This is a genomic window from Paenibacillus sp. 05T425 (assembly GCF_056396205.1).
In genome coordinates, this window is the sequence record NZ_JBFTLA010000008.1 from 146070 (window position 1) to 165978 (window position 19909).

At 49.7% G+C, this 19909-nt stretch carries 24 protein-coding genes; all 24 read right to left on the minus strand.

Annotation, left to right across the window (positions count from 1 at the left end):
• Nucleotides 1-29: 29 nt before the first annotated feature.
• Nucleotides 30-971, minus strand: a complete 942-nt coding sequence (locus AC1DF0_RS19610) for an aminoglycoside phosphotransferase family protein (protein WP_477575050.1) — start codon at nt 969-971, stop codon at nt 30-32.
• 25 nt (nt 972-996) lie between these two features.
• Nucleotides 997-1509, minus strand: coding sequence for a GH25 family lysozyme (locus AC1DF0_RS19615; RefSeq protein WP_477575051.1), 513 nt, complete (start codon nt 1507-1509; stop codon nt 997-999).
• Between the two features lie 3 nt (nt 1510-1512).
• Nucleotides 1513-1701, minus strand: a complete 189-nt coding sequence (locus tag AC1DF0_RS19620) for a hypothetical protein (RefSeq protein WP_477575052.1) — start codon at nt 1699-1701, stop codon at nt 1513-1515.
• Between the two features lie 45 nt (nt 1702-1746).
• Nucleotides 1747-2286 (minus strand): histidine phosphatase family protein, encoded by a 540-nt coding sequence (locus AC1DF0_RS19625; RefSeq protein ID WP_442049083.1) that lies wholly within the window; start codon nt 2284-2286, stop codon nt 1747-1749.
• A gap of 55 nt (nt 2287-2341) precedes the next feature.
• Nucleotides 2342-3274: an ADP-ribosylglycohydrolase family protein gene (locus AC1DF0_RS19630; RefSeq protein ID WP_442049084.1), complete on the minus strand. Its 933-nt coding sequence runs from the start codon at nt 3272-3274 to the stop codon at nt 2342-2344.
• Nucleotides 3275-3308: 34 nt separating this feature from the next.
• Nucleotides 3309-3917 (minus strand): transglutaminase-like domain-containing protein, encoded by a 609-nt coding sequence (locus tag AC1DF0_RS19635; protein WP_477575053.1) that lies wholly within the window; start codon nt 3915-3917, stop codon nt 3309-3311.
• 34 nt (nt 3918-3951) lie between these two features.
• Nucleotides 3952-4653, minus strand: a complete 702-nt coding sequence (locus tag AC1DF0_RS19640) for a hypothetical protein (RefSeq protein WP_477575054.1) — start codon at nt 4651-4653, stop codon at nt 3952-3954.
• Nucleotides 4654-4797: 144 nt separating this feature from the next.
• Nucleotides 4798-5286 carry a hypothetical protein gene (locus AC1DF0_RS19645; protein ID WP_477575055.1) on the minus strand — a complete coding sequence of 163 codons (489 nt, stop codon included), beginning with the start codon at nt 5284-5286 and terminating at the stop codon, nt 4798-4800.
• A complete protein-coding gene (locus tag AC1DF0_RS19650; RefSeq protein WP_442049088.1) occupies nt 5283-5873 on the minus strand; it encodes a hypothetical protein in 591 nt (196 codons plus the stop codon). Before AC1DF0_RS19650 ends, AC1DF0_RS19645 begins: the two co-directional genes overlap by 4 nt.
• 28 nt (nt 5874-5901) lie before the next feature.
• A complete protein-coding gene (locus AC1DF0_RS19655; protein ID WP_442049089.1) occupies nt 5902-6333 on the minus strand; it encodes a GNAT family N-acetyltransferase in 432 nt (143 codons plus the stop codon).
• 37 nt (nt 6334-6370) lie between these two features.
• Complete coding sequence (locus AC1DF0_RS19660) at nt 6371-6862, minus strand: NUDIX hydrolase (protein ID WP_477575056.1); 492 nt, start codon at nt 6860-6862, stop codon at nt 6371-6373.
• A gap of 38 nt (nt 6863-6900) precedes the next feature.
• Entirely contained in the window at nt 6901-7563 is a 663-nt protein-coding gene (locus tag AC1DF0_RS19665; RefSeq protein ID WP_477575057.1) for an HAD family hydrolase, read from the minus strand.
• A gap of 226 nt (nt 7564-7789) precedes the next feature.
• On the minus strand, nt 7790-8644 hold the full coding sequence (locus AC1DF0_RS19670) for a hypothetical protein (protein ID WP_442049092.1): 855 nt from the start codon (nt 8642-8644) through the stop codon (nt 7790-7792).
• 377 nt (nt 8645-9021) lie between these two features.
• Nucleotides 9022-10092, minus strand: a complete 1071-nt coding sequence (gene add, locus AC1DF0_RS19675) for an adenosine deaminase (RefSeq protein WP_442049093.1) — start codon at nt 10090-10092, stop codon at nt 9022-9024.
• Between the two features lie 83 nt (nt 10093-10175).
• Nucleotides 10176-10550, minus strand: a complete 375-nt coding sequence (gene uraH / locus AC1DF0_RS19680) for a hydroxyisourate hydrolase (protein ID WP_442049094.1) — start codon at nt 10548-10550, stop codon at nt 10176-10178.
• Nucleotides 10551-10570: 20 nt separating this feature from the next.
• Nucleotides 10571-11512 (minus strand): factor-independent urate hydroxylase, encoded by a 942-nt coding sequence (gene pucL, locus AC1DF0_RS19685; protein ID WP_477575058.1) that lies wholly within the window; start codon nt 11510-11512, stop codon nt 10571-10573.
• A gap of 17 nt (nt 11513-11529) precedes the next feature.
• Nucleotides 11530-12027 carry a 2-oxo-4-hydroxy-4-carboxy-5-ureidoimidazoline decarboxylase gene (gene uraD, locus AC1DF0_RS19690; RefSeq protein WP_442049096.1) on the minus strand — a complete coding sequence of 166 codons (498 nt, stop codon included), beginning with the start codon at nt 12025-12027 and terminating at the stop codon, nt 11530-11532.
• Nucleotides 12024-12530, minus strand: coding sequence for a nucleoside deaminase (locus AC1DF0_RS19695; RefSeq protein ID WP_442049097.1), 507 nt, complete (start codon nt 12528-12530; stop codon nt 12024-12026). The genes uraD and AC1DF0_RS19695 overlap by 4 nt, the downstream gene beginning before the upstream one ends.
• A complete protein-coding gene (locus AC1DF0_RS19700) occupies nt 12527-13033 on the minus strand; it encodes a (2Fe-2S)-binding protein (protein WP_442049098.1) in 507 nt (168 codons plus the stop codon). The genes AC1DF0_RS19695 and AC1DF0_RS19700 overlap by 4 nt, the downstream gene beginning before the upstream one ends.
• 2 nt (nt 13034-13035) lie before the next feature.
• Nucleotides 13036-15309 carry a xanthine dehydrogenase subunit D gene (gene pucD, locus AC1DF0_RS19705; protein WP_477575059.1) on the minus strand — a complete coding sequence of 758 codons (2274 nt, stop codon included), beginning with the start codon at nt 15307-15309 and terminating at the stop codon, nt 13036-13038.
• Nucleotides 15310-15313: 4 nt separating this feature from the next.
• Complete coding sequence (locus AC1DF0_RS19710; protein ID WP_442049100.1) at nt 15314-16258, minus strand: FAD binding domain-containing protein; 945 nt, start codon at nt 16256-16258, stop codon at nt 15314-15316.
• Nucleotides 16259-16279: 21 nt separating this feature from the next.
• Nucleotides 16280-17209, minus strand: coding sequence for an ABC transporter permease (locus tag AC1DF0_RS19715; protein ID WP_442049101.1), 930 nt, complete (start codon nt 17207-17209; stop codon nt 16280-16282).
• Between the two features lie 15 nt (nt 17210-17224).
• Complete coding sequence (locus AC1DF0_RS19720) at nt 17225-18361, minus strand: ABC transporter permease (protein WP_442049102.1); 1137 nt, start codon at nt 18359-18361, stop codon at nt 17225-17227.
• Entirely contained in the window at nt 18358-19905 is a 1548-nt protein-coding gene (locus AC1DF0_RS19725; protein WP_442049103.1) for an ABC transporter ATP-binding protein, read from the minus strand. The genes AC1DF0_RS19720 and AC1DF0_RS19725 overlap by 4 nt, the downstream gene beginning before the upstream one ends.
• Between the last annotated feature and the right edge of the window lie 4 nt (nt 19906-19909).

A 19909-nucleotide genomic window follows, 5' to 3' on the forward strand; every position in this document is an offset into this window, starting at 1 on the left:
GCTCATTATGGAAAGAATGAACCTAGCAATTAAGCAAGTCGGCCGTTCCATGATTGATACCAGCGAGGAATTATGCTTGCGAATTGATCGTGATCCGCGACTACTCTTTCTACTTTCGCCATCATGATCTTCAGCTCTTCCGGCTTAACCTTCATAATCCATACAATAGAAGAGATCGTACACATGGCAACATAGAGCGCGTAAAGCTGCCAAAAAGTTTCACTTGGCTCATTCAAGTTATGATAACCTTTGATCTGACCAATGGAGAATGGAATACTCACTTCTGCGCTGAAAAATCCAGTCTTCAAAAACTCATGCACAGGATCGCCCCAATCCATTCGGTTAAAGTCGATCGCTCCTGCAAAAGCTTTATTGCGCACAATTAAGTTAGCTGTATGATAATCGTCATGCTGGAACAGATTTGGACGATTGTTCATCCAATGAAGATGCTCCTCGATAAACGACAATATCGCAGAGTCACCAGCAATTCGCACTCCGCAATCTCTGTATTGCTCCACATATCGGAGGTGCTTAGCTGCCTTGCGGCTATACCAATCCTCCACCTTATTGTCGGCCTTCAACTGATGTATTAGCTGCAGTTGTCGCCCCGCTTCCAGTCCGATCTCATATTGCTCCTCATCTGAAAAGCKAGGCAGCATGTCGGAAGCATCTTCACCTTCCACATAAGTTAATACCATAAACCCTAGCGCGACAACGGTCATCCGCCCGATTTCTATTGCATGCGAGCATTTCACGCCAAGCGTCTCCAACTGCTTCAGCACATCGTATTCGGCTTGCTTCTGATCCAATTCGCTGAGGCTGAAGCATTTTAGGAAGAAACGCTTATCCGGTTTGCTGACAATAAACTTCATATCTCCCGAGTAGCCTTTATACACTTGCTCGATTACGGTGTATCCTCTCAAACTTTGTATATCTCGATTAATCCAATCATGTACTTGGGTCGTTTGCATAGCTATCCCCCTTCCTTAGTCCAAGCTACTTAAACCTCGCGTCGAAAGCGCTCTGATCTCCATTAAACACATTGATATCTACATACGCATCTATTCCATCCACTCTGCCGCGATTGCAATATTGCCATAGCAGCCAATCTCGATCGCCTTTCAAAGATGGAGGCTTAAGGATATCGCGTATCCAAATTTCGTAATCCTCAAAGCCTGAGGATACATATTTGTTATACGTATCATACGTAACATAAAGAATCGGTTTTTTGGAATAATAGGTTTCGACACTGTTACTGAACAACTTTAGTTCCTGCTGAATCTGTTCTACCGGATGATCTAATGCTATTTCCAGATCGATAACTGGCGGCAATGACTGCTCTTCCTTAGGAACGTTGCTAATGAACAACTTGGCTTGCTCCTCGCCAGAACTTCTGGCAGAGAAGAAGTGATAGGCTCCCGTCATAAAACCGGCTTTCTTCGCTTCCTCCCAATTACTCTTAAACGTATCGTCTACGTAGTCGTGACCTTCCGTTGCTTTCAAATACACGAATTAATATTTACCGCTTGAAGCCACTTTCTGCCAATCGACTTCCCCTTGATAATGCGACGCATCAAGTCCGCGAATTTCGTAGCCGGATGCAAATAGACTCGTATGCCATATGTAGCCCTTATATTCTAGGAAAGCTAGAACTGCAGCTGCTACCATCGCAATAATTGCGATCTTTTTGAGCTTCATCATTACACCAGTTCTCCGTTTCATCTCAGCCCTATCGCCCACGGTACATCAAGGCTTCGACTTTTCATATCTATAGAGCACGCCGTTATCCGGCTTCATCTTCATTCTCGTTCGAGCTGCATAACCTCTTCTGATAAGCTCCCTGTTCAAAGCGTTCATGAAAGCGCCATGTGTGATGACAAGAACATTCAACTGCGGGTGCGATTCGAGATATGTGACGACCTGCTCCGCTCTTGCTTCCGTATGCTTGCGGCTCTCCTTTTGCGAGCGATGGCAACAAAACCATCCTATACGGCTTAGCAGCAGCCATAAATTATAATGAAGCTTTATTCGCGAACGGAACATCGGCTCTAAGCCAATTTCTCTTAGGCTAGGCAGTCTAGTTACGATTCCAGGGAACAGCAGATCAGCCGTTCGTTCCGCTCGAATAAGATCGCTGCTGAAGCAGAGCTCCCACTTGGTCCCATCCCATTGCATCTCATTAGGAATGACGTCTGCTGTATTATACTGACTGATCCAGTCTTCGAATTCGACGGAAGTTAACCATGAGCGCTCCGATTTGAAGGCCACCTTAAAATGCCTGACCAATCCGATTATCATCCTGCACCTACTTTTTGCATTCAAGCTGCAAAGACTATAATAACTACTTAATCAATATAGATTCGAATCTTGCAATTAGATCATTAATTTCCTTAATTCTTGCTAGAGAATCAATCCATTCGTTCGGCACTGCATCTAGTCCGTAGTAAAGACCCGCCAGTCCACCCGTAACGGCGCCTGTCGTATCCGTATCCTCGCCTAAGTTGATCGCCTTCATGACCGCTTCCCTGTAACTTCTAGTCGTTAGCAGACACCAGATCGATGCTTCCAATGTATGAATGACATATCCGCTGGACGCAATATCGCTTTCACCGAGCAAGCGGAAATCGCCAAACAATAGTCGATCGAAAGGTTTTAAATGAGGCTCAATGCGATACTGTTCCACTATAACGGCTCTCGTAGCGGCCAGCGCTTCGTCCAATGAATGACCCTCCAGCAAATAAATGGCCATCTCCACGTAAAATTGACAAGCGATAATCGAAATCGGATGACGATGCGTAACCGAGGATACGTCAGCGACTGCTTTCATTCGTTCTTCCAAAGAAGCCTCTCGCATGAAAAAAGCCATCGGCAGAATGCGCATCAGCGATCCATTTCCGTTAGAAGATAGGTCGCTGCCTCCCGCAAGCAAAGGACTTATCTTATCTTTACGGACTCGAATAATAGCCGCTTTCGTTGCATTGCCAATATCGAACACTTCTCCATAAGGCGTCCAATAGCCTTCGAACAGCCATTTCGCGAATCGATCCGATAGATCATCGAGATCCACTTTATTACGGCTCGCTAAGCTCTCCAACAGACAGAACGTCATCGTGCTGTCGTCCGACCATGAGCCGGGAGGCAAATGATAAGTGCCATAACCAATCATATCGACCACCGGTTTACTCGCTATCGTATCGCGATGCTTAAATTCAACTGGCACGCCTAATGCGTCGCCGAGGCATAACCCGAGAATACCGTCCTTTACTTTGCTCATCTAGTGATTGCCTCCATTCGAAGATCATGTATTGCTATAGCTCAACCGGCAACCCTTGCGCATACATTTGAAGGGCGTTCGTATGTTGATCAAGCACATCCATCGTCTTTGCACTTGGCGTCGCGAATATAACCGGATAATCGATCTCCCCATATTGCGGGCGAATCGGAAATGCCAGCCTTTCCTCCTCCAAGCTGAACTCCGCCACAATACCTTTCTTATTTCCGCGCGCATCCAGCCGGAACCAGCGTCCATGACCGCGCAAATATACCGCATTAAGCGCATGTATGCAGTAGCCTGTATCCGGTGTATCCCCTAATGTAAGCTTCTGATAGCAAAAGCCCGTTGGAATATCAACAGCTCTTAAGAGCGCAGCCAGTAGATTCGACTTTGCGTAACAGATCCCTTCCTTGAATCTGAGCACCTCAGACGCCGTCTTTGTTATACGCTCGCTTTGGATGTCCCAGGTATGCGATATTTCATCACGAACGAAACGGTATGCCGCTTCAGTCATTTCAACTTCATTCATGCTCCGCTGGAAAAGCTTCTTCGCCAACATTTGAATTTCTTGATGACTGTAATCCACCTCATCCAGTTCAGCCAAATAATTCGCCATATGATTCGATTCAGCTATTAGCTTCATTGACTCACTTCCTCGCTCTTTTTTGTGCACCCAATTATCTGCCGACTGCTTGCAAAACGCCTTTGTTATATTCATAGTCATAGCTCAAGTTTTCGTCAGCTATATTCCCAAAGTGAATAAGCGGCGGCGACTGATCCTTTTTAAGCGTAGCAAAATCGCCAGGTTTTCTTCCAAACGCATCGACAACCGACGAGCTGATTTCAAGTCCTTCATCCTTAGCTCGAATAACGGTCAAATCCGGCCACGACATATGCAAACCCGGGAACTCAATGATAAATTCCTCCATACCGTCGGCATCGAGATCCATGAAGTTGCCCGCTCCCCAACCTTCGAATGAAAGCAGCTTTGATTCAATCCTATCGAATACTACAAACAGATTACGCCCCGGTCCATTGGCGAACAGCGGCACGCTGCCGATTAGCTCATACCTCTCCTGACCGGAAAACAGCTTATGAATAACACTTAGCTCTGTGCAATGGCTCTGATCGGATTCCGTTATAGATTGGGATAACTCGCGAATGAGATACGTCTGATCACCGACTTCGAGAATTCCATTATATATGGTAAACAGCGATTCGTCAGACTTCGATTCTTCGTAGACATCTAGTTGAAACGGCTTACCTTCTAACGATCCGAACGGAATCGATTTGATTTCCTTCCATCCTGACACAGTTTCAGTACTAGGCAGTTCGGTTAGCTCCAGCGACTGGAAAATCAACGCAATCTGATCAGGCAACGGTTGTATTACACTATCAATAGGTTCTGATATTTCCGGCAATGTACGTAACCCAGAACACCCGAGTATTCCGATCATGCAGCAACTAACCAACAGTCCACCGCATATCATTCTTTTCCCCCATCTGCCTATCATTTTCATTTTCTATTCATAGCCTCCCTGAATAGGCGGAAGCTGCTTATAGGCTTCATTCGATTCTACCATTTCAATGATGAGCTGCGTAAGCTCTTGCATTTGTACAGCTTTAGAATCGTCGCCGAACCCGCCTATCCAGTCAATGAGAAGCTGCTTACCTTTCCACTGGATATCAAACTGGAACCCGCTAGAAGGCAACATTACTTTACCCTCATTCATCCCTCTATAAGACTCGATATCCATCAGCTCCATCAGCTTGCGAATATCGTTTTTTTGCTCTCCTGTGAGTGTTAGATCGGTTGTAACAACGCCATCCATCACTAGATCCTTCGTAAACGTGTTTTCGTTCGTATTCAGCTCATTTTTGTACATAACGCCATATTTCAGTACGAATTCAAACGGCTCCTCGTGATCATTGTTCGCACAGCCGCCAAGCATAAGGACTAGACATATAAGTGCGGTAATTTTTACAAAAAAATTCGCTTGAAGTGATCTCATCGCATATGCTCCAAGCAAACTGCTACAGATCTCTCCAATGAAGTTATAACTTCATCGAAAGTTAGTAGCTCAAGCTGCTGATCCATCGTCTCATCTTTTCTTTCAAAATCGCCATATAAATCATCAACCAACATGGGCAGCATCCGGTAATCGATCTCGTCTATGTCGACAGGTGAAACGTCCAACTTTTGCAGCACTAAGCCGTAATGGTCAATAAGCATCCCATTCAACCGACCGAAATCCCGATAATAGCTCTCTTGCGCGCGTTTCTTCTCTGGCTGCGGCAAATACTTGATTTTAGGGTAATAAATATCCTCTACCCACACCTCATCCGATATAAGATGACAATAATAGCCAAGATAGAAGGGCAACTTCTGCTCCGACAAATACTTTTGTCTGAACGCTCGTAAGTCAGACTTAACGATACCATCCGCATCCGTAAGTAGAAAATGAGATTCGCTCTTTGGCCCACCTGGAGGTTTATTGGCATCAGGAGCAATTCCACCAAGAAAAAACTGAGGGTCGTTGATATCTAGCCGCTTGCTTAATATCGTTTGTATACAGTAATGCATCACTCTCGAACCCATCTAAATTCCCCTCTCCTTTCGTTTCGCTTCACAACGTCTTGACGAAACGGTAGCCCGTTGTTTCAAAGCCTAAGTTTCGATAGAAGGCATGCGCTCGTTCACGTTCCGGCTTTATGCCGCTAGTCAAATACAATGCGTTTGCGCCCTGTTCTCTGGACCAGTTCTCGGTATAAGCCATTAACTGTTTGCCAACACCTCGGCCTTGATATTCATGCTTCGTGACGAGCACATTAATATGTACGACAAATCCATCAGCCTCATAGTAATACAATTTGCGAAAGCCAATCATGCCTACAACATGATCCTCAATCGTCGCAACGAATGTTTCGTTCTCGCTGCTTGCACCCAAACGGTCCATTCTCGATTTCATCTGTTCAGTCGTAGACGGATAACCTAGATCCAGCATTAACTCTGCTATAGCTTCCATATCTTCCGGTCGATAACTGCGTATTTGTACCAAATCTATAAGTCCCCCTATCAATAATGAATACGATAGTCTATTGTTCTAGCGCTGCATCAATAGGATACGAAAAGTGCGAGATCAAGTCATCATCCTTGTAAATGGTGCAATGCTCATAAATATGAGGGTCTTCCAATATCTTCGAAAGAAACAACGGGATGTTCGTAGCTACCCCATCATTGTCCTTGTGCATAATCCAATCGATTGTTTTCCAGTCCAAAATTCCCTCATCCGTCTTAATCGGCGTTTCGTATGTAAACCCCTCATCCACCTCGGCAACGTACGTGTACATCCCGCCATATTCGCCGCCGATCTCCGATTTCCATGAAATAATGCCTTTAAAGTGCAGATTGACAGGTGATATGCCTGTCTCCTCCGCTAATTCACGAAGCATCGATTCCCTCGGCGATTCGCCTTGCTCGATCTTGCCGCCGATACCGTTCCAGCAGCCCATCCAGGCCGGCTTTTCCCGGTTAAGCAGTAATATTTCGTTTCCTCGCTTAATGAAACATATGGTGTATGCCAACATTGATGTCCAACCTGACCTTTCGAAGATGTAGTTAACGTTTAGGGTAGAATCTTCTTCATTTCACTAAAATGACCTAGTGCCGGTTCTCCCTCATTCAATCGTTCGTCCCAAGGCTGATCACCTCGGTACCAGATCGATTGAAGTCCTGCCAGGCGCGCTCCTAATACATCATTTACGGGATGGTCTCCCACATAGATTGCATCAGAAGGTTCTACGCCAAGCCTCTGCACGGCGATAGCGAAAATTTCAGGGTCAGGCTTCTTCGTTTGCACTTCATCCGACACGATGATCGCGTCAAAATAATGTCTTAATCCAGCGAAATCAATTTTCGCATTCTGCGAATGTACCGAGCCGTTCGTGATAAGTCCCAGCTTCAAACCGTTATCCMTTACCAAATCCAGTGCTTCAATGGCGCCATCCATTACTTCGGTGCAGCGGGAAAACTCCGAAAACCAGTAAGCGAGCAGCGATTCTGGCGTAACGCCCTCCTTCCATCGGTATGCGTTATACAGTTCCGTATAAAGCTCTCTTTTGCCCCGATACCCCTCACGATCCGCTATTCGTATCTCTTCTATGATGACTTGTTTGTCCGATTCAAGCTCAATAATCATATATTCGTCTATCAACCGCTCTGTAAATCTACGAAAAGCAAGTCTACGGTCCAACAGCGTATTGTCCAAATCAAATATAATCGCTTTCATGTTCAACACATCCCCCCTCATAACAATTTAAATTCACCAAGCAGGGCACAATAACCTTCCAAAAAAGTGCAAACGTGCTAGCTATAATGGATTTCTGCAGGATAGACACCTCTTAAAAACCCCGTAATACAGCTATACGGGAAATTTGCATCACCTTTGCTCTCGGTGGGCTGATATGGAGCATTCCGCAGGAAAGTTAGTGCAAGAATCCAACATAGGTGTTAATCTAACCTGCTTCCACTAACAGCTTCGTACCCGCATCCTGCAAGCTGATCCATTCCTCGGAGCCGTCACCGGATAGATGCGCGTAATCAGCGTACACCTCCATCAGAAGCAGCTCACCATAGTAATAAAACGTAAAATGGTCTAGTTTGTCTCCAACTTGAGCAGGTTCGTCCTTCAAAAGCTCCCCTTCTGCCAACGGAGCTACTCGCGACTGCACCCGAAAAGGCGCGAACTGCACATAGCTGTCCCCTCGCTTCACTGCGCCGCTCGAAGCCATTTTCGCTACTAATCCGTCATGCTTCAAGAAGTCAGGCTTAGGCATAAATGCAGCACCTAACTGATGGACATTGCTATCCACCTCGAACAACAGCTCATTCGCGGCAGCCTGTATGACACCTCGATTAACAACTTGAACGGTGTATACTTGGCCTTGTTCATACAGCTCATAGACGTACGAGCCAATGTCCGATTGATAGCCGCTTGGGAAATCTGAATCGCTGAGTGATCTTAAATGAAGCAGCGAACCTACGCTCGCTAGAAATAATGGATCCGTAACCGTAACGGCTTCGGCATCGCCAACAATTCTGCTAACGACTACTTTGTCCCACTTGGTATCCGCTTGCAGCTTCTGAAGCCATTCATATTGTTGTATCGTTTGTTCCAATACGGATAAGGTCAATCCTGATGGTTTTGGTTCTAAAACGATCTTGGTATCCAGCTGCTGCTGCAACTCGCCAATCATTTGCTCCTTCTCTGCCAGCTTATTCTCAAAACGCTGTGCATTCGAACAACTCGCATACGTGATGAGCGAACATAACAAAACAATTCCGCTAACCCGATAATAAACGGTTTTCATTCTACGACTTCCTTCCCCTTATTCGGTGCGAGGTTCTTCCTGTCGTGGTTCCTTACACCTATAGACTTTCAGGATAAATGATAAGTTGCAACGTTATCCAAATAAATCCATCTAAGAAGAAACGCCTGAATGCGTCCTTTCTTTAGACGCCATCGTTTCGTCGAAACGTATAGAGAAAGTATGAGTAAACGCATATACTTTCCTATACGTCAAGCGTAAACGGCTGTCGCCGTCTTTCAGGCGGCGTGAAGCAAACGTTTCACGAAGAAATAGAAGAAAGTATATATTGAAATTTATACTTTCTTCTATTTTCAAAAATACAAAAAAGCCATGAGTGCCTGTCCCCAGACAATCATGACTTTCTAATCGCTAACACCTTAACGAAAATTCAGCCCCAGCTCCGACAGCTCATGCTCGAATTGCTTCACAAGCTCGTCCTTTCGCTCAGCCTCAAGAAAAGCAGCCTTCACTCCATTCATGACTAACGCTGCAATATCGTTAAGAGACAGCCCGCAATGCTCCATAAGCGCCGAATATTCCTTTGTTATCGTCGTATCCGACACCGTCATATTATCGGTATTGACTGTGACGATAACGCCTTCCTGCATATATTTCCGAAGCGGATACGCTGCCCAGCTCCCTACAGCCTTCGTCTGGATATTGCTGATCGGACACATCTCCAGCGGAATCTTCTTTTCCTTCACCAGCTCGATGACAGCCGGGTCTTCCTCCATCCGCACGCCATGGCCGATCCGCTCCGCGCCCAACTCTTCAATGGCTGCCCGCACATTGAATGCGCCTGCAGCCTCCCCTGCGTGGATCGTAATCGGCAGCTTAAGCGTCTTTGCCCTCTCGAAGAGCGGCGCGAATTGATGCGCAGGATAGGAGGCCTCGTCACCTGCCAGATCGACCGCTACGACTCCCTTCGCATAGAAGCGCGACGCTGCCTCGATAGCCTTCATGTTGTGATCGAAGGAATGGTTTCTCATACAGATAACGATCACTCTCGCTATTGTACCTAAAGCGGCTTCTCCCCTTCGTAATCCGTTTACCGTACAGCGGATGGCATCTTCGATCGACAAGCCTTGGTGCGTATGAAGCCAAGGAGCGAAACGGACCTCGACATAACGGACTTGCTGTTCCGCCGCTTGCTCCACTAACTCATAAGCGATCCGTTCGATCGCCTCCGCCGTCTGCATATAAGGAAGAACAAAGCTGAACTTGCTCAAATATTGCGTCAAGCTTGTCGTATCGGGATCCGCTTGCATCAGAGCTAACAGCTCATCCTCGCTCTCAGGCAGCAATGAATGGTCATCTGATTCAGCTAGCTCACGAATCGTGGATGCCTTCACGCTTCCATCAAGATGGACGTGCAGTTCTACCTTCGGCATTCGGCGCAGCGTGTCATCAATTGAAGGTTCATCTGATTGGTTAATCATATTCATCATCGAATCCCCCTTTATTGCTCTATTCATACACATCTTGCGCTGCTTGTATACGTGAGCTTGCTTTACTTATTGGTGCGCGGTCGTCAGCTTCCGCGATAGGTGCTGAATCCCCCAGGGGCAACGAGCAGCGGCACATGATAATGTCCCGTCTCGTCAGTTACTTTGAATCGAATTGGTATGGCATCGAATATCGGATCGGACACGAGCGACAGATGCGGAGCGCTGCGGAAGTAATCGCCGGCCATGAACAGCAGCTCATAAGTTCCGCGCTTCAATGCCTCCCCTTCCAGCAGCGGCTGATCCACACGACCGTCACTATTCGTCTTGTACGTCCCGATCACAACCTTAGCGTATTCGTCCGTCTCCCCATCGCCAAAGTAGGTTAATGTAAGGACAAGTCCTTCTACCGGCTTGCCGCCTGCCGTGTCCAGCACATGTGTCGAAATCCGTCCACCCATCTATCATTCGCTCCTTTATCTCATAAGTCATCGCGTGTCATGGTGAAGCCTTGGAAGCCATATGGCGGCCGCGGCTCCGTATACACGCCAGCCGATGTCGGCGCAGCAGGCTCAACAATCGTCTMCCATGTCCGATTATTCGATTCGAATCGAACCTCGGCTAATTGCGGGAACAGCGTCAATATTCGTTGCCCGATTTTATAAATCAAATGCTGGATCGACGGTGTATTCTCTGCATGAAACACTGTGTGGGCGATATCATGAACCTGCTCAGCCGATACGTATCGGCCGCGGTCGCCATTGATCGCATTCGAGGCTTCCTCATAAGTCCAATTGATCGTTAAAAAAATAAATAAAGGCCTGTCGAAGCTCTCGGGCAGCGTCGTGAATTCATCCCGCACAAAGCCGTGGAAAGAGCTGCCATGCACCTTGATGAGCTGAATATGAGATAAGGAGCTCTCATGCGCGACAAGCTCTACCGTCTCGCCATTACGCTGCCACGTCATCGTCGCGCTCCCATGCTCATTGCGTGAACGTCGATAGACAAGCTCGCTCGGCGCGAAGCTCCCATCGCTGCCGCTTACGGTGACGGCATCGAACGGAAGCCGATCCGCGCTGATTTCAACCGCATCCAAATGCGGGTAACGCTCGAGAAACTTCTCGCTGATGAATGCGACAAGTCCTTCCGTCGTGCTCCCCTCGTATTCGGCTGTCTGCCGAAGAATGAAGTTTTTCATCGAGTCCGTCGCTACAACAAGCGTGTTATCCCCTTCCGTGAAGGAGGTGAGCAACGACTCGCCGCTTACCGAGAACTTTATATTATGCGCGAAAATAACGTTGCTGCAGCCTGTGTACGTCGATTCAGGAATTGCGCTTACGGCAAGCGGAGAAGCGTAGGTGCGATAGCTCAGCACATCTCCTTTGCCATAATAAAGCGTTCTGCCGCCTCGAAGCTTCAACATCGTCATCCGTCCCTTCTCTAGCCCGTGATGAGATCCAGAATGCGGAATTTCGTTATTTTCTCGATTTCCGACAACGCCTGCGTCGTCTCTTCTTGCATGCTATGATGAATCCTCGACTCCATAGCCGTCAATATATGTTCCTTCGTCTTGCCGCGAACGGCCAGGATGAAGGGAAAGCCGAATTGCTCCACATATTTGCGGTTCAGCTCGGAGAACACCTCGAATTCCTCGCTAGTGAGCTGGTTAAGTCCTGCACCCTGCTGCTCTTTGGCCGAATACGGCGCAACCGCAAGCCGCGTGCCTAGATCGGGATGTGCTCGAAACAGTTCAATCAGTTGATCGTTCGACGCTTCTCTTACAACGTTAGCCATCGCTTCATGCAGCGCCTCCTTCGAGACGAACGGCCGCATCTCCCATGCCGAGCTTGCTATCCACGGGGAATGCTCGAAAATTTCTCCTAGCACTGCAACGAATGCTTGTCGATCAAGTTCGTTAATTTCATTTATCGTTGTCATAACCAGTACCCCTCGTGAACGGCAATAACGGACGATTCCACCTCAGGAATCGGTCCGATGACCTGAATTGGTTTGTTTCCTTGTGCAAAAACAACACGACACGGCAGATCGAGCGTTGGATTCTGCTCGTTATCACCGGTCATCTCGGCCAACTTTTTCTCCGAGATGCCGTAGACGACCGTACCGACATTGCCCCAATAAATCGAACCCGAACACATCGCGCACGGCTCAACTGACGTATACAGCGTGAATTCCCATAACTCCGCCTTCGTGAACTTTTTGGACGCCGCAGCCATTAATGTTGTTTCTGCATGCCCGGTGCAATTGGAGTCCGTAATTTCGATATTGCCTTGCTCTAGCACAATCTCGCCTTCGCGATTGACGAGCAGAGCACCAAACGGTGTATTGCCTGCTCCCCGGGCCATTGCCGATATTTCTACGCATCTTTGTAAATAAGGAATATGATAACTAGGATTGCTTCTATTCGTATGATTGTGACTCATGACGTATGACGTCTCCTTTCAACTGCAAGCTTTACCGCTCTCCATATGCCCCCGTAACCGGTACATCGGCATATATTGCCTGAGAGCGCTTCGGCTATCTCATCATCATTTGGATCGGAATTGCTGTCCAATAAAGCTTTTACCGATATAATCATGCCAGGTGTGCAGTAGCCGCATTGGAAACCGCCTTCCTCTAGAAAGGCTTGTTGGATCGGATCTATGCCGCCGGCCGATACGCCTTCCACGGTTTCAATCGACTTGCCTTCGCACTGATAAGCCATCGTCAGACAAGAGTTGACAGCTTTGCCGTCTACAAGCACCATGCAAGCGCCGCACCGCCCGATCTCGCAGGATCTTTTGGTACCGGTTAGCTCCAGGTCATCCCTTAATATAGAGAGAAGCCTTCTAGCAGGCGCCGTATCTACTTCTGTTGTTCTGCCATTTAGCGTACAAGCAAGCTTATACGCCGTTGATGTTTCTGCTGCTTGATTAAGTTCCCCCATCTTCACTTCACCGCCTTCTGCAAAAATGCCGGCTGCTCCTGCAAAAACGACGGCTGAACCGGAAGCTTCGTCACCCATTTGCCCGTCGCTGCGCGAATGGCCGACGCGATAGCAGGGGCAAGCGTTACGGAGCCTACTTCACCGATGCCGCGCGGCCCGTAAGTATCACCTTCCGGCAGCTGCTCAATGGCAACTACCTCTACTTCACCGCGCTGATCTGCAATCGTCGGCACGAGATAAGTGTCAAGGTTACGAGTCATATAATAACCATTGTCCATAACGGCATCTTCGGTAAGCGTGAAGCCAAGCGCCATGCTGCTTCCGCCCTCGATCTGTCCGAGGAAACCTTGCGGATTAACGACCGGTCCTGCAGCAACCGCATGCAGTTGATTCAATACATTCACTCTGCCTGTTAACGTATTAACTTCGACTTTGACCGCTACGGCCGAGTACGTGTACATAAAGTGTGCGCCAACACGCTCCACCGGTGATGTCGGGAAGTGGAACGATGTCTCGCATTTGATCGGCTCGCCATCGAGCTGTGCAAGCTGCTCATAGGAGATAACCATAACTTCGCTGTCCTTCCTCATCACACCGCCTTCGCCCAATCGCAATTGATCCGCAGCTACATTCACCGATTGCGCTGCGCGACCGAGAATCGCCTCCTCGAATGGAGCTCGCATGCGCTGCAAAGACTTCCACATCATCGCTGTCGCTCTCGACGCGGTCGTTGAACCGCTATCCGGCACGACATCCGTATCGCCAATGATAATCCTGACATCCCCGCCGGCGAAGCCGAATTGCTCGATCAGCATCAGTTCCAGCGAAGCGATCAGCCCTTGACCGAATTCCTCGTAGCCGAATACGGCTTCAATCTTGCCATCCTTCGCGAGCTGCAGACGCCCTCCCGCCGGATCGGGGATGCCAACGCCAAGTCCGGCGCCATGCATCGTGAAAGCCGCGCCGACGCCCGTCTTGATCCAAGGCGGTACGTTAACAGCAGGAACCGCATCCTTTGTTTTCCATAGGTCGCTTCCCGCAATAACGTTCCACACCTGGTCCGCGCCATCTGTCTGCGCAATCGGCTGATTGAATGGACCGGCATCGCCCAGCTGTCTCATATTGAGCTTGCGGAACGTCCAGGAATCCATACCGAGCAGCTCCGCCAGCCGATCCAATTGGCCTTCCAAGGCAAAGATCGCCTGATTGCCGCCGAATCCTCTGAACTCTCCTGACATTCCATTATTCGTGAAAGCCGAATATCCGTTCACATCCAAATGTTCATACACATAGGGGCCGATGACATGCTCAACGGCAAAGTTAAGCACTTCAGCGCCGAGCGTTGAATAAGGACCCGTATCGGCCACGATTCGCACTTCATGCGCGATCAGCTTGCCTTCCGCATTCGTGCCGGTCTTCATCGTTATTTTCATCGGATGCCGCTTCAATCCCGCTCGTACCGATTCCCACCTTGAATTGTGGAACTTAACCGGCATTCCTGTTCGGAGGGCTAGCAATGCGCCGTACGGCTGAACGTTCAGCTCGTCCTTGCCGCCGAAGGAGCCGCCGATAGGGCTCGATACGATGCGAATTTGCTGCTGCGGCATATCCAGGATGCGCGACAGCTGCATGCGATCCATGAAGCCGTGCTGCGTCGGCGCATATACCGTCAACCGTCCGTCCTCGCCAGGTATGAACAAGCCGCCCTCTGTTTCCATATAAGTGTGCATTTGTCTCGGCGTATAGTATGTCTCCTCCACAATGTGAACGCATTGCGGGAATCCTTCAGCTAAGCTGCCTTTGCTATATCCAGTGTGATGAAGCAGATTGCCTTTATCGTGCAACTGAACCGTATCAGGAGCGAGCGCTGCTTCGGCATCGTCCACGACGGGCAACAACTCGTAATCCACATGAATAAGAGTTATGGCATATTCCGCCTCTTCCAATGAATCTGCGGCGACCGTCGCTACGGCATCGCCTACATAACGAACACGATCCTCGCATAGCACCGGTTGATCAGGATGTGCAATTCCGAATGCGTTAAGACCCGGCACATCCAAATAAGTAAGAACAGCCCGTACGCCTGGCGCTTGCTTTGCCGCTTCGGTATCTATCGATACAATGCGGGCGTGAGGGTGTTCGCTTCGAAGCACTAAGCCATACAGCATCCCTTCTGCCGTCATATCCGTCAAATACGATAATTGTCCAGTTACTTTAGCGGGTCCGTCCGGTCTAATGCGCCAACGGCTTCCGCTTCCGTCTCGGTTTAACAGCATATCCTCACCTTCCCCCGTTAACAGCTTCTGCCGCCGATTTCCACAGCTCCGTCACAATCAAATTAGCGGCTGTTGACTTGCGATAGTCCGCAGATGCGAATTGATCGCCTTTTGGCTCGAAGACATCAAGCACACCGTCGTATATTCGCTTAAGAGTAGCAATGTTAAGCTCAGAGTCCGCAAAGGAAGTTTCCAGCTCCTTCAAACGGCGAGGAACGGTTTGGCCGCCGCCGACGGCCAGCTTCAAATGCTCCAATACACCTGCGGCGTTAATCGTACCGCTAACAGCTGCCGTAACGACGGACGGCGTGAACGCCTCGCGGCGTCCGACTTTATAATAAGCGCCGAAGTGCTTCGCATTCGAATCCATAACGTCCGTTGCACCATGCTGAGGAACGGAAATACCAAGCAGAAGACGACCGCTCATTGGTGTAGAAGGCGTTGATTCCTCGATTGCGGCCAGCCAATCGGACAGCTCCTCCCAGTGCTCTCCTGCTCCGCCGAACAGATGTAGCTGCGCATCGTAGACGAGCAGAGCAGGCAACGAATCGCCGACTAATGAGCTTATGTTGCCGCCAATCGTCGCAAGCTGACGAACGGACGGGGCGGCGATCTGTTTGATCGCCTCCGTAAGCAACGGCAGCTTCTGCGCGATTAGCTCATGGCTTCTGCATACAGCCAGCGATGTCGAGGCATCGATCGCGATACCCGCTTCATTCCCTCGAATCGACTCCGCTTGTCCGCTTATTCCGCTGACGTCAATAAGATGGGCAGGCATCTTGGCCAACCCCGATTCCCATTGCGTACGGAGCAGCGTGCCTCCCGCCGTATAGACGGCGTCTGCTCCGTAATTTTGCTTCAATTGCCATGCATCCGCCGCAGATTGCGGATGCCATACAAGAGGAGAATTTATGGTCCCCTGTGCCCGTGCGTTTGCGTTTGTACCCATGCTGTTCCCCTCCTGCTACTGCTAGAATCGTTGTTCTCTTATATACGGCGCACCGAGCGATTCCGGCGAGCCCGACGGTTTGTTGCGATTGCGCCATCCCAAGTACATAAGTACAAGAATCGTTACGATATACGGAATCATTTTCAAGAAATAGGAAGGTATTTCACTGCCAATAAGCTGAATGCGGAAGCCGAGCATATCGAGCGCACCGAAGAAATAGGCGCAGAACAATGCCCGAACCGGATTCCATCGTGCAAAAATAATAAGCGCAACCGCAATCCATCCGCGTCCGGAGGTCATCCCTTCCGTCCAGGTTGGCGAGTACACGAGCAGCAGATCGGCACCCGCAAAGCCAATAAGTGCAGATCCAGCGACGATATAAGCATATCTAAGCAGTTGTACGCGAATGCCCATTACGTCAGCTGTTGCCGGATTGTCACCGATCGCTCGCAGATGCAATCCTGCTGATGTCTTATGAATGTAGAGATGAAGGACAATAACAAGGACGAAGCTGAACCAAGTCAGCACATCGAGATGCGCGAACACGGGACCAATGAACGGAATGGACTCGAGCCACGGCATATCGAGCTTCGGCACAGCGCCATTCACAGGCTGACCGCTGATCGGCTTGCCCAGGTATGCGCTAAGCCCCGCACCGAACAACGTCATTGCAAGTCCGCTCACGATCTGATTCGTTCGAAGCGAGACGCTAAGAAATGCATGCACGAATCCAAGCGCCATACTGACGCCGCAGACTGCAAGCAGCGTAAGCGTCAAGCTGCCCGTATGCAAATAAGTCAAGCAAGCTGTTACAGCCCCCATTAGCATGAGACCTTCAGCTCCAAGCTGGATAATACCCGAGCGTTCAATCAATATGCCTCCGAGTGTCGCGAACAGGAGCGGCGTACCGGAAGAGATAGCCGCCAGCACCATTTGTATAACAATATCCATGTCTGATCCGCTCCTCTAGTAACTGTTCTTGCGAATTCGGAACTTGCTGATCGTACCGCCGGCAATTAAGAAAAATAAGATGGCTCCCTGGAGCATTTCCGATATGGAAGACGGCAGTCCTATCGTCTGAACGCTGTAGCCGCCGACAATTAACCCGCCGAACAGAAATGACGAAATAATGAGTCCAACCGGATGCAGCTTGGCTAACCAAGCAACGATAATCGCTGTATATCCGTAACCAGGCGATATGCCGTACATTAGTCTATGCGAGACACCTGACACTTCTGCCATACCCGCTAGACCGGCAAGCCCCCCGCTAATAAGCATAACGAGCAGTATATGTCTGCTGATTCGAATGCCCGCATTGCGCGCGGCCTCTGGGTTGGCGCCGATCAGACGAAGCTCGTAGCCCCATCTCGTGTACTTAATGAACAGGAAGTATAGAATGACAGCGATTATACCGAACACAAGACCAAGGTGAAGTCTCGTATCGCCGAGTACAGGCAGCGACTGCGCCTCTGTGAATATCGGCGTACCCGGGAAGTTCATTCCTTCCGGATCTTTCCACGGACCGAAGACGAAATAGTCCATCGCGAGAAGCGCCACATAGTTTAACATCAAGGAGCTGACCAGCTCGTTAACTTGGAAATACGTTCGCGGAATTGCGGTCAGCAGTCCCCATATTCCGCCAGCGACGATACTTAAAACAATCATCGCAGGAATGATCAGAATGCCCGGCAGGTTCGGCATATAGATCGTTACTGCTGTAGCCGCCATCGCTCCTGCGGCGAATTGGCCTTCTGCGCCGATATTCCATACCGATATGCGATAAGCGATCGCAACGCCGAGACCGCAAAGCAATAGCGGTATAGATTTGACGAGCGTCTCCGTGATGCCGTATTCGGTGCCGAAAGCGCCCGTGAACATTTTGCGGTACACAGGAATGGGGTTCATGCCGTTCGCTGCTATGAAGATGCCGCAGGCGATTAACGCAAGCAGAACAGAAGCGAACGGGATCCACCAGGCGTTGCCTTTCTTCGAAGGATCGATCTCGATCCGATAGGCGAACAGGTTCACGCCCTTCGGTGCTCTGGATTTACCCGGTGGAGGTGTACCGACGCTCGTGCTAGTTAAGGCCGCTTTGTCGCTCATACTGCCGCCTCCTCTTTCTGGGCGTCCACTACCCGCAGTCCGGCCATATACATGCCAATCGTTTCGCGATTCGCTTCAGAGCGAGGAAGCTCGCCAACGATCTGTCCGTTGTAAATGACTAATATCCGGTCGGACAGCTGCATAACCTCATCCAGATCCTCCGATATTAGCAGCACGCTTTTGCCTTCCCCGCGCATATCGGTCAGCAGCCGATGAACGCCTTCCGTCGCGCCGACGTCCAGTCCCTGTGTAGGATGCACAGCTACCATCAACAGCGGCTGCTGGTGAACCTCCCTGGCAAGCAGCAGCTTCTGTTGATTGCCTCCCGAGAGCTGCTGGACCGGTGTGTCCAGGTTCGGCGTCTTCACGTCGAATTGCTCCACTAGACTTTGCGACCATTCGCGATTGTGACCGGTGCGCAAGAAGCCAAAGCGCGAACGTTCCTCCGATCGATATGACTTGAATAATAGATTATCAACAACGCCGAGACTCCCGGCTAACCCGCTCTTCATCCGGTTCTCCGGCACATGAGCGATACCAGCCTCGATGGCTCCTTTGACCGATCCATTCTTTAATGCTTCTCCATTAAAATGAATCGTACCGCGCTTCCAACTGCGAAGCCCGGTCAATACCTCGGCCAGCTCCTTCTGCCCGTTGCCGGCAACGCCAGCAACGCCAACAATTTCACCTTCATTCACATGCAGCGTGAAGCCGTCAAGCGTCTTGCGCCCATGATCGGCGAATACGTCAACCTGTTGAACCGTAAGCAACGGCTTGCCTGGCTGACGCGGCGCAAGCGGGCGAGCTTCTCCGATTTCCTTGCCGACCATCAGCTTCGCGAGATCTCGTTCATTCGTCTCGCTTTTGGCCATCGAATGGATCATCTTTCCTTTACGCATAACCGAAATATGGTCGGATACCGCCATGACTTCTTTCAGCTTATGCGTAGTCAGGATAACAGTCTTGCCTTCCCGCTTCATATGCTGCAGCGTCTCGAAGAGCTGCTCCGCCTCGCCTGGCGTCAATACGGATGTAGGTTCATCCAATATAATAAGGCTGGCGCCTCTGTACAGCGTCTTCACGATCTCGACGCGCTGCTGCTCGCCGACAGACAGCTGCCAGATCGGGCGGTCAACCGGGAATGCAAGCCCGAATCGATCTGCAATGCCTTCAATTTCCTCCTGCTTATCGCGCAGCCACTTCGCCCCGCGCCAAAACGACGATTTCTCGCCCAAAATAATATTTTCCGCCGCCGTCAGCGTCTGCACGAGACGGAAGTTTTGAAACACCATACCGACGCCAAGCTTCATCGCGTCCTTCGGCGAGCGAATACGAGCTTTCTCGCCATGGATCAGGATTTCTCCGCTCGTAGGTCGATAAACGCCCGACAGCATGCACATCATCGTACTTTTGCCTGCTCCATTCTCTCCAAGCAGCGCATGAATCTCGCCGGGTTTGGCATAGAAATCGACGTTGTCATTGGCTACGACCGAGCCGAACCGCTTCACAATCTGCTGCATCTCTACCGAGTATATGGACTCCATAGGC